The organism is Bradyrhizobium nanningense, from assembly GCF_004114535.1.
GTDB classification, from domain to species: domain Bacteria; phylum Pseudomonadota; class Alphaproteobacteria; order Rhizobiales; family Xanthobacteraceae; genus Bradyrhizobium; species Bradyrhizobium nanningense.
Map to the genome: position 1 here is coordinate 41,395 of NZ_LBJC01000021.1, position 14,225 is coordinate 55,619.

Sequence of the window (14,225 nt, forward strand, 5' to 3'; positions counted from 1 at the left end):
TTGTTATTCCACGACCGGAATGGCCGCAGACTACGGCGATTTCGCGAACGGTTCCAGCACCAGAAACATGGGGCATCCCTTCCCGCCCCGTTGCGTCAACTGACACCCAGCTTCTTTTGCAGGCTGGAGGACGAGGTCGTGTACTGGAACACGAGCCGTTTCTCCGGATAGACGTAACGATGGGCTTTTTGCGACATCAGCGCGCCCTCGTGGAAGCCGCACAGGATCAGCTTGATCTTGCCGGGATAGGTGTTGATGTCGCCGATCGCGAAGATACCTGGCACGTTGGTCTCGAACGCGGATGTCTCGACCGGCACCAGATTGTTCTCCAGCGCAATGCCCCAGTTCGCGACCGGACCGAGCTTCATGGTCAGTCCGAAGAACGGCAGCATGGTGTCGCAGGCGATTTCACTGATGCTGTTGTCGTTGCCCTTGATGGTGGCGCCGGTGAGCTTGCCTTCGTCGCCGGAGAGCGCGGTGACCTGACCGAGCCGCAGATCCATCTTGCCGCCAGCAACCAATGCGCGCATCTGCTCGACGCTGTGGGGCGCGGCGCGAAACTCGTCGCGCCGGTGTAGCAGCGTGATGCGCTTGGCAATCGGATGCAGGTTGAGCGTCCAGTCGAGCGCGGAATCGCCGCCGCCGACGACCAGCACATTCTTGTCGCGGAACGTTTCCATCTTGCGCACGGCGTAGTGGACCGAAGTGCCTTCATAGGCCTCGATGCCCGGCACCGGCGGACGCTTGGGCTGGAACGAGCCGCCGCCGGCCGCGATCACCAACACCTTGCACTCGAACACCTTGCCCGCATCCGTGGTGCAGCGAAACATGGGATCGCCGATCTTCTCCACGGTCTCGACCATCTCGCCGAGATGGAATGTCGGATGGAACGGCTTGATCTGCTCCATCAGCGCGTCGGTGAGGCCCTGCCCCGAAACGTGCGGGATGCCGGGAATGTCGTAGATCGGCTTTTCCGGATAGAGCTCGGCGCACTGGCCGCCGACCTTGTCGAGGATGTCGACGAAATGCGCCTTCATGTCGAGAAGGCCAAGCTCGAAGGCGGCGAACAGACCGCAGGGGCCGGCGCCAATAATCAGCACATCGGTTTTGATCGCGTCGCTCATGTCGTCTCTTTGTCTGTCGTTACTGTTGGACGGTGCCCTGTGGGCCGAGGTGACCCTGCCTGTCTAGCCAACGGGGATGGATCAGGGAAGGCATAAAAGCGGGAGCGCCCCGCGGCCGCGCCCACTTGCCGGGGCAGGATAACTGAGCTGTAACGAGCAAGGATATGACGGAGATCAATCGGTGAACGCACCAAGTCGCCTCGATACGACGCCGCGCCTGGAGGACTTTCCCTACCGCCTCAGCGACAACGTCCGCTTCGGCGATCTCGATCCCAACCAGCACGTCAACAACGCGGTCTACGCCACTTATTTCGAGACCGGCCGCGTCACGCTGATGAAGCTGCCGGAATACGGCCTGACGCCGCCGGGCCTCGCCTGGATCATGGTGCGGCTCGACATGCATTTTCGCGCCGAGTTGCGCTGGCCGGGCGCGATCGAACTCGGCCTCGGCGTCGTGAAGCTGGGACGCACGTCCGTGACCTTCGAGCAGGTCGTGTTCTCGGAAGGAAAATGCATCGCCTCGGCGACGTCGGTCGGCGTCTTGCTCGACGAGGCGACGCGCCGGCCGGCACCGCTGACCGCGGAAGTGATCGAGAAATTCAGACCCTGGCACAAGCGCGGCATCGAGGTCGCGCCGCCGAGCAGTTAGTCTTGTCGAGGGACGATCAGGCCTGACGTTCCGGCGTCGTCACGACGAGACCGTCGAGATCGTCGCTGACCTTGATTTGGCAGGACAGGCGCGAATTCGGGCGCACATCGAAGCCGAAATCGAGCATGTCCTCTTCCATCGGCGTCGGGCTGCCGACCTTCTCGCGCCAGGCTTCGTCGACATACACATGGCAGGTCGCGCAGGCGCAGGCGCCACCGCATTCGGCCTCGACGCCGGGAATGCTGTTGCGGATCGCGGCTTCCATCACGGTTGCGCCGTTCTCGATTTCCACCGTGCGGGTTTCGCCCTTGTGGTCGACAAAGTGAATCTTGGCCATGTGTGCTCGTGCTGCCGCGGTGCTGGGAATGAAGGAGGGTCCGGGCTGTCCTATAACGGGTCGATCAGCCCGGCGCCATAGGGTTTTGCTGCGAAGTGAATCCCGCTTTGCGGCAAGAAAATGCGTCAAAACAAGAGACTAGAGTCCGGCTCGGCCGCGTGGCCTCAGGACTTCAGGATCGTCTCGATAGCGGCGCGGGCCTCGGTCACCGCTTCCTTCAGCGCGGCGAAGGCGTGGCGCTCGTTATGACCGATCTGGATCGCGGTCTCCAGGCTTGCTGCGGCATCGGCCACTGCAAAAGCGCCGATCCCGCGGGCCGATCCCTTGAGCTTGTGGGCGAGCGCGCCGGCCTCGGCCGGCAATCCCGCCATCGCCGCCATCAGGCGGACCGCCTGCTCGGCGAACATGGCCAGCACTTCCTGCTCCAGCGCGGCATCGCCGAGCGTCATCCGGGAGAGATGGTCGAGGTCGAGCGGGCTGTCGATGGGTGCAAGCGGGGGCGAGGGCATCCAGTCCATCCGTTGCAGTTCAGGCATCATGGCGAAAGGCCCCGGCATCGCGCGACGGTTCCGCCGGTCCGGCGGTGAGTTCACCTCACCCAAACATGGAAATGGTTAACGAAATGTTTGGGGTCAGGGACGCAGTTCTGCCAGTTTATTGACGAAAAGTTGCCGCAATCGGCCGAGTTCCGTGGAGAATTTCATTTATTGCTAAGGCGTTACGGCGCGATCCTGTTAACGATGATTAAGGATGATTAAGATTGTCTTAATCGCGGGCATTTCATTCGCGACGCTCTGCCAATAGGATGTTGCAGAAATTGGCGGACAAGCCGTCCGGGTGGGGACGGCTCGGCGATCCGCGCAAGCGGCATGATCCGGTCTGTGGGCTTGCGTAGCGCGCAGGGCTCGCGGGGGGACGCGTATAAGTAACGAGGGCTCGGACTGAACATGGCGAACACTCCGAAAAAGGTCAAAGACCCCACAGAAGTTGCGCTTTCTGCGATCCAGGAAGCCCTGAACATCAGCGACACGGCCGCGGACACCAGCCGCAACGCCTCGATGCGCAACGAGACGGCGCCGTCGGTGGCACCGCCCCCGATCTTCGACGAACCGAGCTTCGAGCCGCGCCCTGCCGCCAACGAACGGTCGACCGTGTTCGACCCGGTCGAGGAGCCGCGCGCTTCGCGTCGCGCCGCCAACGACGACCGCGAGACCATCGGCCAGCTGCTGCAGGCGCTTCAGAAGGGCCGCCCTGCCCGCAGCGTCTATACCTTCGCCACCATCTTCGCCGGCGTCTGGCTCGCTGCCTGCGCCGCGCTGACGTTCGGCTTCCTGCCCTCGATCCAGGCCGCCATGGGCCAGAGCGGCGGCGTGCTCGTCATTGCCGGCCTGATCGCGATGTTCTTCGCGCCGATCATGCTGTTCTACTTCCTCGCGAGCCTGGTCTGGCGCGGCCAGGAAATGCGCATGATCGCGCAGGCGATGGCGCAGGTCGCGATCCGCTTCTCCGAGCCCGAGGGCTCGGCCTCCGATTCCATGGTCACCGTCGGCCAGGCCATCCGCCGTGAAGTCGCGGCGATGGGCGACGGCATCGAGCGCGCGATCGCGCGCGCCGGCGAGCTCGAGACGCTGGTCGCCAACGAGGTCGCCGCGCTGGAGCGCGCTTATTCCGACAACGAGGTGCGCATCCGCTCCCTGCTCCAGGACATCGCGCATCAACGCGACAATCTGGTCGGCCAGGCCGAGCAGGTCCGCAGCGCCATCTCCGGCGTGCAGATCGATTTGCGCCACGACATCGCGCTGATCTCGGACGCGATCGCCTCGCGCGTCGACGAGGTCGCCAAGTCCATCACCGGCGCGCTTGAGGAGCGCGGCGCCCACATCACCAGCGCGCTGAGCAATGCCGGCGACAACATGATCCTGGCGCTCGGCGAACGCGGCGGCGACCTGCTCGACCGCCTCGAGGAGGCCAGCAACGAGACGACGCGCGCCGTGCTCGACGCCAGCGAGCGGCTGACCACCAGCCTCAACTTCAAGACCGGCCACGTCCACGACGAGTTCGTCGACCTCGCCGACCGCGTCCACGAGATGCTGAACGAGCGCATCGACCGCATCACCGGCGAATTCGAACAGCGCTCCGCTGCGATCGTCGACGGCATCTCCGAGCGCACCGAGCAGGTGCACGATTCCTTGAAGAACTCCTCGGACTCGCTGCTGCTCGAGCTCGAGCTGCGCTCCAACGACCTTTCCGCCAAGATCGACGACGCAGGCAACCGCCTCGCCGGCCAGATCATGACGAGCGGCGACAAGGCGAGCGAGGCGCTCGACGCCACCGTCAACACCCTCGTCGCCAAGGTCGTCAGCCAGACCGAGACCGCGCACGACTCGCTGTCGCTGCAGATGAGCGCGTTCGACGAGCTGGTCAGGAACCAGGGCACCGAGCTGGTCGAGAAGTTCGCCCGCGACTCCGGCACGCTGGGCGCCCTGATCACGCGCCACATCTCCGAGTTCGACCGCACCGTGAAGACCTTCGGCGGCGAGATCGTCGAGCGCATGGGCCAGCGCACGCAGGACATCCACGAGTCGCTGAAGACCTATGTCGACAATTTCGACACCCGCTTCACCGCCAACGGCGGCGAGATCACCGCGATCCTCGACCAGCGCCTGGTGCAGTTCGAGACCACCATCGGCGAACGCGTCAGCAATTTCGACGCCTCTCTGAACGGCAAGATCGCCGGCCTCGACTCCACGATCGAAAACCACATCAAGACTTTCGACGAACAGATCGGCGGCCGCGTCACCGCGCTCGAACACTCGTTCGACACCCGTGCGCAGTCGATGACCGAGACGATCGACGGGCGCATCAACACGCTCGCCTCGTCGCTCACCGACGGCGCCGCGCAGGCGATCCAGTCAATCGACCGCCGCCTCACCCACCTAACGGCGTCGCTGACCGACGGCGCGTCCCAGACCATCCAGTCAATCGACACGAGGCTGACCCATCTCACGACGACGCTCACCGGCGGCGCGTCGCAGGCGCTCGAGTCCATCGATAACCGCCTCACCTACCTGACCACCACGGTGACCAACGGCGCCTCGCAGGCCGTACAGTCGATCGACACGCGTCTGACGCTACTCACCTCAACGCTCACGGACGGCACCGCGCAGGCGATCGAAGCGGTCGACCGCCGCATCACCGGCGTCGCCGAGATCATCGACGGTCGCAGCATGCATCTGACCGACACGGTCACGGCGCGGTTCCAGGATATCCAGCAGGCCATCGAGACCAAGGTCGGCTCGGTCGCGAGCGACATCGACGTCCGCGTGGCGCAGTTCGAAGACCTGCTCGGCTCGCGCGTCGAGGCCGTTGCCGGCCGCATCGAAAGCAGCGGTCGCCAGGCCAGTGAGGACATGATGTCCCGCGCCGAGATGATCTCGACCGCGATCCGCTCGCATGTCGAAGACGCCGAGCGCTCGCTCACCAACCTCGTCGTCAACACCAGCGAGACGATCCAGACCGGTGCGCGCACCGCCCAGCAGTCTCTGATGACGGTTTCCTCCGACGTCAACGCCCAGCTCAAGATGACCTCCGCCGAGGTCGAGCGCGCGCTGACCGCGGCCGGCACCGGTTCTGCAAACTCGATCCTGAGCAGCGCCCGCGAGGCGCAGTCGACGCTGGTCGCAGCGTCGGGCGAAGCCTCCAACCAGATCAAGGGGCTCGCGGCCGACGTCGAGCGCACGCTGTCGGCGGCAGGCTCGGCCACCGCGGCCTCGATCCTGGCCGGCGCCCGCGAGGTGCAGACCACCCTCGTCACGGCGTCCTCGGATGCGGCCAACCACGTCAAGACGCTCACCGCCGACGTGCAGCGCTCGCTGTCGCTGGCCGGCACGACCACGGCGGAATCGATCACCGCCGGCGCCCGCGACGCGCAGAGCACGCTGATCGCGGCCTCGGCCGAGACTGCCAACCAGATCAAGGCGCTGTCCTCGGACGTGCAGCGCTCGCTCAGCATGGCCGGCACCTCGACGGCCGAAACCATCATGGGCGGCGCCCGCGAAGCCCAGAGCACGCTGGTCACGGCATCCTCGGATGCGGCCAGCCAGGTCAAGTCGCTCGCGGCCGAAGTGCATCGTTCGCTCTCGCAGGTCGGTCAGTCGACCGCCGAGACGATCACCACCAGCGCCCGCGACGCCCAGAGCACCCTGCTCGCGGTCTCGGCCGAGCAGACCAGCCAGGTCCGTTCGCTCGCGGCAGAGATGCAGCGCGCGCTGGCGACCGCCGGCGGCGCCACCATCGAGGCGCTCACCAGCGGCGTGCGCGAGGCCCAGGGCTCGCTGATCTCCGCGTCGACCGACGCGGCGAGCCAGATCAAGTCGCTGACCACGGACATCGAGCGCACGCTGACCGCAGTCGGCGCCGACACCGCCTCGACCATCCTCAACAGCGCCCGTGAGGCCCAGACCTCGCTGACCTCGACCTCGGCGGACGCCGCCAGCCAGATCCGCACGATCTCGACCGAGATCGAGCGCACGCTGAGCGCGGCCACCGCGAACGCGACCAACGACATCCAGACCAGCGCGCTCAACGCCCAGAACGCGCTGATCTCGGCCTCCAACGAGGCGAGCTCGCGGGTCAAGTCGAGCTCGGCCGACGTCGAGCGTTCGGTGCTCGCCGCCAGCTCCAGCTTCGGCCAGGCCATGACCGGCAAGACCGACGAGATCGTCACCTACGTGCAGCAGCAGGCCGACCGTCTGTCGAACATGATCGACGCCAAGCGTGGCGCGCTGGTCGACGCGATCGGCTCGAAGACCAGCCAGCTCACGCTCGACATCGACCGCGTCACCTCGGACGCGCTGAAGTCGATCGAGACGCGCGGCCAGGCCTTCTCGCAGACCATGATGGGCAACGGCTCGGAAGTCGCCCGCACCATCAACGCGGCGAGCGAGATCGCCACCAGCGCGGTCGGCAAGTCGCTCAAGGATCTCGAGCAGGCCTCGCGTTCCGCGATCGACCAGTCGCGCCAGGTCTCGGTCGCGGCCGTCACCGAGATGCAGGAGACCAGCAAGATCCTGCGCACCGACACGGTCGCGCTGTTCGAGCGTCTGCGCGAAGGCAACATCCTGCTCCAGGAGGTGCTGACCGGTGCGCACGACAACCTCAACTCGCTCGAACGGGCGCTGGTGACGCGCGTCGCCGACTTCGTCTCGGCGATGAACGACGTCACCTCGCGCAACGGCGCGGCGACGCAGAACCTGGAAGAGCAGCTCAACGTCTTCAACAGCAAGACCACGAAGGCGCTGCAGGATCTCGGCGAGCTGTCGACCCAGTTCGACGCGCACGGCAAGGCACTGGTCGACGCCGCGCAGGTCGTCGAGCAGAGCAACAAGAATACCACCGCCTCGCTCGCCGAACGCAAGCAGGCGCTGGAATCGCTGGTCACCACGATCGACCTGCGTACCGCCGATCTCGACCAGCGGCTGTCGCGCTTCACCGGCCTGCTCGACGAATCGCTGGCCGCGGCCGAAGAGCGTGCCCGCGACATCGCCCGCGTCGTCGCCGAGACCGCCGGCGCAGGCTCCGCCGCGATCACCCGCCAGTTCGAGGCGGTGCGCGTGGCGTCCGAGGAGGAGCACCGCCAGACCATCGAGGCGATGCACGACATCTACCGCCAGACCACCGACGAGGCGGATGCGATGTTCAAGCAGTCGACCGAGAAGTTCACCAACCTCGTCTCCAGCATGAAGCAGATGGCCTTCGAGATGCACAACGAGCTCGAAGCCACCCGCAACGAGCTGCGTCGCGGCGTGCTCGAGATGCCGCAGGAGGCCGCCGAGAGCACGGCGCAGATGCGCAAGGTGATCGTCGACCAGATCGAGGCCCTCGCCGAGCTCAACCGCATCGTGGCCCAGCACGGCCGCGGCCTCGACGTCTCCACGGCGGGCCGCGCTTCCGTCGCCGTCCAGCGCCAGGATGAGCCGATGATGGCCGTTGCGGGCGCTCGCGCCGCCGAGACCCGCATGCGAGACACCGGCAGCGCCTCGACGCTGCCGCCGCCGGACCTCGGCATGCCGGCGCCCTCGCGCCGCACCGAGGCGCCGCCGGTCGCGCCCGCGGGCAGCGACCAGGGCCGTGACGGCTGGCTGTCGGACCTGCTCAACCGGACGGACGCCAATCAGGGCGCCCCGACCGGCCGCGAGGCCCCGCGCGGCCGCGCCGCCCCCGCGCCGCAGCCGCAGGCCCCGCAGGCAAGCGCCAATCCGCTGGAATCGCTGTCGCTCGACATCGGCCGGCTGATGGACCGCAACCTCGCCGCCGAGATGTGGGACCGCTACCAGCGCGGCGAGAACAAGGCGTTCACCAAGCGCCTCTACACGCCCGCCGGCCAGAAGGCCTTCGACGAGGTCGCCCGCAAGTACCGCACCGACCGCAACTTCAAGGCCACGGTCGACCGCTACGTCGCCGAGTTCGAGCGCCTGCTCGACGAAGTCGCCCGCGACGGCCGCGGCCCGCAGGAGCTGCGCAGCCACCTGACCTCGGAGACGGGTCTCGTGTACACGCTGCTGGCGCATGCGGCGGGACGGCTGGGGTAGAGCAGCTCGCGATTGGCGAGTGGCGAATAGCAAATGAAAAACGGAGCTCCTCGCGGGGCTCCGTTTTTGTTTTGCGTCATTCTCGCTCCCGTGCGCCGGAGGCAGCGCAGCACGTCGCCCCTTGCGACGTGGTGCGCTGCAGAGCCGGGGCCCATGTCGCGGCGGCGTACGGTGTGGCCTTCTGGGTCCCGGCTCTGCGCAGCAACGCAAGAGCGTTGCAGCGCGTCCGGGACACAAGAGTGATTACGTTGCGGCGGCTACACTCTCGTCATTGCGAGGAGCCCTTGCGACGAAGCAATCCAGACTGCTTCCTGGGAGACAGTCTGGATTGCTTCGCTACGCTCGCAATGACGAGGTGACAGCGGCGCGAACTTACTCGCCTCTTACTCCTACCGCCGGCCGCTCGCGGCCGCCGCCGGCTTCGGCGGCTCAGGCGGCGGAGACGGCGCGCTGCCGTTACTGGCGCCGAACAGCACGCGGGTCGGGTTGCGGTCGAAATTGTTCACGGCGCGGCTGATGTCGCCGAGGGTGCGGCGGCCGTCGGCCATCAGCGCGCCGGAGCGCTTGTCGAAATCGTCGGCGAGCTCGCGGATCGACTTCACCGCTTGGAACAGCTCGCCGCCGTCCTTGCCGCCGGCGAGCGTGTTGAGGCCGAGCATGAGATTGTCGGCCTTGAGCATGACGCCGTCGACCTTGGCCATCACGCCGTCGATCTTCTCGGAATTGCGCGCGAGCGAATTGGTGAAGGTCTCGAGATTCTTCAGCGAGTTCTTCACGGACTCCTGATTGTCGGCGACGATCTTGTTGATGTTCTGCAGCGTGCCGCGGATCGCCTCGGTGACGTCCTGCAGCTTGTTGGGATCGGCGGTGAGCGTCGGGATGCCGTCCTGGTCGAGCGGCGGCGAGGCCGCCGCTTCGTCGCCGCCCTTGAGCGAGATGGCGGCAACCCCGGTGAGGCCCTGGAATTCGAGGCCGACCAGGGTGTCCTTGCGGATCGGGGCGTTGTTCTCGATCATGGCCAGTGCGACAACCCGCCGCGGGTTGTCCAGCTTCACCGAGACCACCTCACCCACCCGGATACCGTTGAAGTTGACGCTGCCGCCATTGCGCAGGCCCGCCGCCGGGCCCTCGAACACGACGCGCAAGGGGCTGCGCTGCTTGGTGGTGTGCAGCGACTGAAACCACAGCACGAAGCCGATCGCCGCGGCGATCACCGCCAGCGTGAACGATCCGATCAACACGTAGTTCGCCCGCGTTTCCATCAGGTGCTCCGGCTACTCATCCCAGCTACTCAAGCCATGACCGCGCGGGCGCGCTTGCCATGGAAATACTGCCTCAACCAGGGATGCTGCGAGGCCTGCATGTCGGCGATCGACCCTGCCGCAATGATCTTACCGTTCCCTAAAACGGCGATGCGGTCGCATGCGGTGTAAAGGCTGTCGAGATCGTGGGTTACCATGAAAACCGTCAACCCCAAAGTGCGCTGGAGCGTCCTGACCAGCTCGTCGAAGTCGCCGGCGCCGATCGGATCGAGGCCCGAGGTCGGCTCGTCCAGGAAGACGAGGTCCGGATCGAGCGCCAGCGCGCGCGCCAGCGCCACGCGCTTGATCATGCCGCCGGAGAGTTCGGACGGGAAGCGCTCGGCAACCTCGGGCTTGAGGCCGACCATGGTGAGCTTGGCCATGGTGATCTCGTCCATCAGCCGCTGCGAGACCCGCAAATATTCGCGCATCGGAAACTGGATGTTCTGCCGTACGGTCAGCGAGGAGAACAGCGCGCCCTGCTGGAACAAGACGCCCCAGCGCCGCTCGACGTTGCGGCGCTGCGAGGTGTTGGAGGAATCCAGGTCGACGCCGAACACCTCGATGGAGCCTGCGACCTTCGGCACCAGGCCGATGATGGTGCGCGTCAGCACCGACTTGCCCGCGCCGGACGGACCGACGAAGCCAAGGATCTCGCCGCGCTTGACGTCGAGGTTGAGGCCGTCGAGCACGCGTGTCGAGCCGAACTGCACGGTGATGTCGCGGACGCGGATGATGGGATTTTGAGTTTCGCTTTGAGCTTCTCTTGCCATCGTCACATCCCGATCGAGGCGAAGAAGATGGCGAAGATGCCGTCCATGACGATGACGAAGAAGATGCCCTTCACCACCGAGGCCGTGGTGTGCTGTCCCAGCGATTCCGCGCTGCCCTGCACCGCGAGGCCTTCGACGCAGGCGACGATGCCGATCACGGCGGCCATTACGGGCGCCTTGACGATGCCGACAATGAAATGATCGATCGAGATGGCATCGCGCAGGCGCAGCAGGAAGGCCTCGGGCTCGACCCCGCCATAGAGCCAGGCCACGAGCCCGCCGCCATAGAGCGCGGCCATCGCGCCGAGGAAAGCCAGGATCGGCAGCGCCAGCACGAGGGCCATCATACGCGGCAGCACCAAAACCTCGATCGGATCGAAGCCCATGGTGCGCAGTGCGTCGATCTCCTCGCGCATCTTCATCGAGCCGAGCTCGGCGGTGTAGGCGCTGCCGGAGCGTCCTGCGACCATGATCGCGACCAGGAGCACGCCGATCTCGCGCAGCACCAGCACGCCGAGCATGTCGACCACGAAGATGTCGGCGCCGAATCTCCGGAAATGGAAGATGCCTTGCTGAGCGATGATGCAGCCGATCAGGAAGGTGATCAACACGATGATCGGCACCGCGCGCCAACACACCTGCTCCATGTGATGCACGGTCGAGGTCAGGCGGAACGAGCGCGGATGGATCAGGATGCGAAATCCGGCCGCGAGCACGGCGCCGAGCATGTCGATGAGGCCCGCGACCGTGCCGGCCACGCCGGCCACGCTCCGGCCGATCTGCTCCAGCATGCCGGTGATGGTGATCGGGCTGCTGTCGACCACCGCCGTCGCCCTGACCCGCCGCACCTCGTCCACGAGGCTGGAATAATTGGCCGACAGCCCCGCGATCTGCGCCTCGACCGGCCCTTTGGTCAGACTGCGGCGCAGCCGCTCGATCAGCCAGGCGCCGAACGTGTCGAGCTTGGCGATTTCGGAGACGTCGATGAAGATGCTTTGCGGGGTGCCGGCGAGCTTCTCGGCGTCGGCCACCATCCGCTCCAGGACCGGCGCAAAGCTCGCGGTCCAGGTCCCAGTGGCGCAAAGTGCCAGCGCGTTGCCCTTGGCAATCCGTTCCAGCTTCGGATCGCTGTTCAAGATGTCCGCTCCCGTGCCGGGGCGGAGAAAATCAGAGAGTTGCGCACGCGCCCTTACCCAGAGAAGGTATCCCCAAGTGGTTAATGTTAGTTGCTAGAGGTAACTAGCAGGTTCAGATTTCGCCAGAGTTCAAAATGACTTCCATGAAATTTGCTGCCCTGGCGGCGCGAATCGAGCGCTTCCCGATCGCGGGCAGCTTTACCATCAGCCGCGGGGCCAAAACCGAGGCCGTGACGGTTATCGCGGAGGTCAGCCGGGAGGGGCTGACCGGCCGCGGCGAGTGCGTGCCCTATCCCCGCTATGGCGAGACGCCGGAGGCGACGCTCGCGGCCATCCAGGCCATGCAGCAGGCCGTCGCCGACGGTATCTCGCGGCAGGCCTTGCAGGCCGCCATGGCGCCCGGTGCGGCCCGCAACGCCCTGGATTGTGCCCTGATCGACCTGGAGGCCAAGGCGGCCGGCCAGCGGGCCTGGAACCTGCTCCAGCGCCCGGTGCCGGGCGAGCGGACCACCGCCTACACGATCTCGTTAGGGACCCCCGAGGACATGGCCGCCGCGACCGCCAAAGCGGCCCACCGGCCGCTGCTCAAGATCAAGCTCGGCGGCGACGGCGATGGGATGCGGATCGCGGCGGTGCGCAAGGCCGCGCCCGAATCCGAGCTGATCGTCGACGCCAACGAGGCCTGGACCGAGGCCAATCTGGAAGCCAACCTCGCCGCCTGCGCCGCCGTCGGCGTCACCCTGGTGGAGCAGCCGCTGCCGGCCGGCAAGGACGAGGCGCTGGCGCGGATCAAACGGCCGCTCGCCGTCTGCGCCGACGAGAGCGTGCATACGCGCAGCTCCCTTGCCTCCCTACGCGACCGCTACGACGCCGTGAACATCAAGCTCGACAAGACCGGCGGCCTCACCGAGGCGCTGGCAATGGCCGATGCGGCGCAGGCGCTCGGCTTCGAGATCATGATCGGCTGCATGGTCGCGAGCTCGCTGTCGATGGCGCCGGCCATGCTGGTGACGCCGCAGGCGCGCTTCGTCGATCTCGACGGCCCGCTGTTGCTGGCGCGCGACCGCGACCATGGGCTGCGTTACGATGACAGCCTGGTCTATCCGCCGGACGTCTCGCTCTGGGGCTGAGCCATGAGCCGGTGCCGCGCCGACCAGATCGCCAGCGCGCCGCCAGCGGCCATCGCCGCCATGACGTAATACAGGCCGTCGCCGATGCGGGCGTAGATCGCGCCTGACGCGATCGAAGTCGTGGCGCCCAAGAGGCCGTTGCACGCGGCATAATAGCCCTGCCCTCGCGCGATCTGATGCGGCGGCACGCGCTGCACCAGCAGGTTCATCGTGCCGACGATGGTCATGCCGAAGGTGAAGCCGTGGCCGAGCTGCACGATCGCGAGCAGTGCGAGCGGCGGCTCATTGGCGGTGACGATCCAGCGCACCACGGCGCTCAAGCCTCCGATCGCGATCATGGTGGACGGATGCAACGAGAAGCGCGGCGACAGCGCGAACACAACGATCTCCGCGATCACGCCCAGCGTCCACAGCCCCGCGATCGTCAGCCCACTGATTCCATGGAGCTGCCAGTTGATGGCCGAGAAGGTGTAATAGGCGACGTGGCTGCCTTGGATCAGCGCCGCCGAGACGATGACCGCCCAGAAGCCGGCATCGCGCAGCAGCGCCTTGCCGGCATGCCTCTCCGTCGTTTTGCGCCTGATGTCGTCGAGCGGCTGAAGCAGCAGGCTGGCTGCGACCGCAACGACGGCCCATGCGACGATGATCCAGATCAGGTCGCGCGCGGCGATGACGTCGACGAGATAGCCGCAGGCGAGCGAGCCGGCGGCGAAGGCCGCCGAGCCCCACAGTCGCAACGGTCCGTAGTCGAGCCCGTAACGGGCGACGCCGCGCAGCGCATAGGCATCGGTCAGCGGCATCGTCGGCGTCCACATCATGCAGGTCAGCGCGTAAATCAGGAACAGCGCCAGCGGCTGCTGCTGCAGGCCGACCGCCGTAAAGCCGATCGCTGTCGCCAGCACCGACACCATGATGGCGGCGCGGATGGCGTGTCGCTTTTCGGCAAAGGCGGTCACTTGCGGCAGCGTGGTGAAGCGCGTGATCGCCGGCAGCGCGTTGATGAGCCCGATCCAGGCCGCGTCGATGCCGTTTCCCTTCAGCCACACCGGGAAGAACGGCAGATGCGTGCCCGAAACCGCGAAGACGGCCGAATAGAACAGGGCGAGGCTGACGGCGAATCGCCGCTTCCTGGATGCCGCGATGGGGATTTGTGATTCGGAGGGCATCAAACCAATTGCGATTCGG

Annotated in this window: 10 protein-coding genes; 3 read left to right on the forward strand and 7 right to left on the reverse strand. The window is 66.3% G+C overall.

Translation table 11 applies throughout. The features are described 5' to 3' along the window. Positions 1–95 precede the first annotated feature (95 nt). Entirely contained in the window at positions 96–1,124 is a 1,029-nt protein-coding gene (locus XH84_RS15930; RefSeq protein ID WP_128918202.1) for an NAD(P)/FAD-dependent oxidoreductase, read from the reverse strand. A 181-nt stretch (positions 1,125–1,305) separates the two neighbouring features. Between XH84_RS15930 and XH84_RS15935 the strand changes: the two genes are divergently transcribed. Then, positions 1,306–1,773: an acyl-CoA thioesterase gene (locus tag XH84_RS15935; RefSeq protein WP_128918203.1), complete on the forward strand. Its 468-nt coding sequence runs from the start codon at positions 1,306–1,308 to the stop codon at positions 1,771–1,773. Positions 1,774–1,789: 16 nt separating this feature from the next. On the opposite strand, the gene XH84_RS15940 is transcribed toward XH84_RS15935, so the two are convergent. Further along, positions 1,790–2,110 (reverse strand): 2Fe-2S iron-sulfur cluster-binding protein, encoded by a 321-nt coding sequence (locus XH84_RS15940; RefSeq protein ID WP_018317347.1) that lies wholly within the window; start codon positions 2,108–2,110, stop codon positions 1,790–1,792. 164 nt (positions 2,111–2,274) lie between these two features. Continuing rightward, positions 2,275–2,649 (reverse strand): Hpt domain-containing protein, encoded by a 375-nt coding sequence (locus tag XH84_RS15945; RefSeq protein WP_128918207.1) that lies wholly within the window; start codon positions 2,647–2,649, stop codon positions 2,275–2,277. Positions 2,650–3,057: 408 nt separating this feature from the next. Here XH84_RS15945 and XH84_RS15950 point away from each other — a divergent pair, with 408 nt between their 5' ends. After that, a complete protein-coding gene (locus XH84_RS15950) occupies positions 3,058–8,700 on the forward strand; it encodes an apolipoprotein A-IV repeat region-like domain-containing protein (RefSeq protein WP_128948487.1) in 5,643 nt (1,880 codons plus the stop codon). 389 nt (positions 8,701–9,089) lie between these two features. On the opposite strand, the gene XH84_RS15960 is transcribed toward XH84_RS15950, so the two are convergent. The 3 genes from XH84_RS15960 to XH84_RS15970 are packed head-to-tail and all read right to left on the reverse strand — an operon-like array spanning position 9,090 to position 11,910. Then, on the reverse strand, positions 9,090–9,962 hold the full coding sequence (locus tag XH84_RS15960) for an MlaD family protein (RefSeq protein ID WP_128916470.1): 873 nt from the start codon (positions 9,960–9,962) through the stop codon (positions 9,090–9,092). Positions 9,963–9,991: 29 nt separating this feature from the next. Next, positions 9,992–10,774, reverse strand: coding sequence for an ABC transporter ATP-binding protein (locus XH84_RS15965; protein WP_164935873.1), 783 nt, complete (start codon positions 10,772–10,774; stop codon positions 9,992–9,994). A gap of 2 nt (positions 10,775–10,776) precedes the next feature. Next, positions 10,777–11,910: an MlaE family ABC transporter permease gene (locus XH84_RS15970; RefSeq protein ID WP_128916468.1), complete on the reverse strand. Its 1,134-nt coding sequence runs from the start codon at positions 11,908–11,910 to the stop codon at positions 10,777–10,779. A 134-nt stretch (positions 11,911–12,044) separates the two neighbouring features. On the opposite strand from XH84_RS15970, the gene dgcA reads away from it, so the two are divergent. Further along, positions 12,045–13,040 carry an N-acetyl-D-Glu racemase DgcA gene (gene dgcA, locus XH84_RS15975; RefSeq protein ID WP_128916467.1) on the forward strand — a complete coding sequence of 332 codons (996 nt, stop codon included), beginning with the start codon at positions 12,045–12,047 and terminating at the stop codon, positions 13,038–13,040. Here the strand turns inward: dgcA and XH84_RS15980 are convergent. Then, the gene (locus XH84_RS15980; RefSeq protein WP_128916466.1) at positions 13,010–14,206 is read right to left on the reverse strand and encodes an MFS transporter; all 1,197 of its coding nucleotides are present in this window, start codon (positions 14,204–14,206) and stop codon (positions 13,010–13,012) included. The genes dgcA and XH84_RS15980 overlap by 31 nt on opposite strands. Positions 14,207–14,225 lie beyond the last annotated feature (19 nt).

What these genes read in the sequence shown, in the direction of transcription:
- XH84_RS15980 (WP_128916466.1), bottom strand. Translation starts at nt 14,206, where the DNA reads ATGCCCTCCGAATCACAAATCCCCATCGCGGCATCCAGGAAGCGGCGA.
- XH84_RS15960 (WP_128916470.1), bottom strand. Translation starts at nt 9,962, where the DNA reads ATGGAAACGCGGGCGAACTACGTGTTGATCGGATCGTTCACGCTGGCG.
- dgcA (WP_128916467.1), top strand. Translation starts at nt 12,045, where the DNA reads ATGACTTCCATGAAATTTGCTGCCCTGGCGGCGCGAATCGAGCGCTTC.
- XH84_RS15945 (WP_128918207.1), bottom strand. Translation starts at nt 2,649, where the DNA reads ATGATGCCTGAACTGCAACGGATGGACTGGATGCCCTCGCCCCCGCTT.
- XH84_RS15950 (WP_128948487.1), top strand. Translation starts at nt 3,058, where the DNA reads ATGGCGAACACTCCGAAAAAGGTCAAAGACCCCACAGAAGTTGCGCTT.
- XH84_RS15930 (WP_128918202.1), bottom strand. Translation starts at nt 1,124, where the DNA reads ATGAGCGACGCGATCAAAACCGATGTGCTGATTATTGGCGCCGGCCCC.
- XH84_RS15940 (WP_018317347.1), bottom strand. Translation starts at nt 2,110, where the DNA reads ATGGCCAAGATTCACTTTGTCGACCACAAGGGCGAAACCCGCACGGTG.
- XH84_RS15965 (WP_164935873.1), bottom strand. Translation starts at nt 10,774, where the DNA reads ATGGCAAGAGAAGCTCAAAGCGAAACTCAAAATCCCATCATCCGCGTC.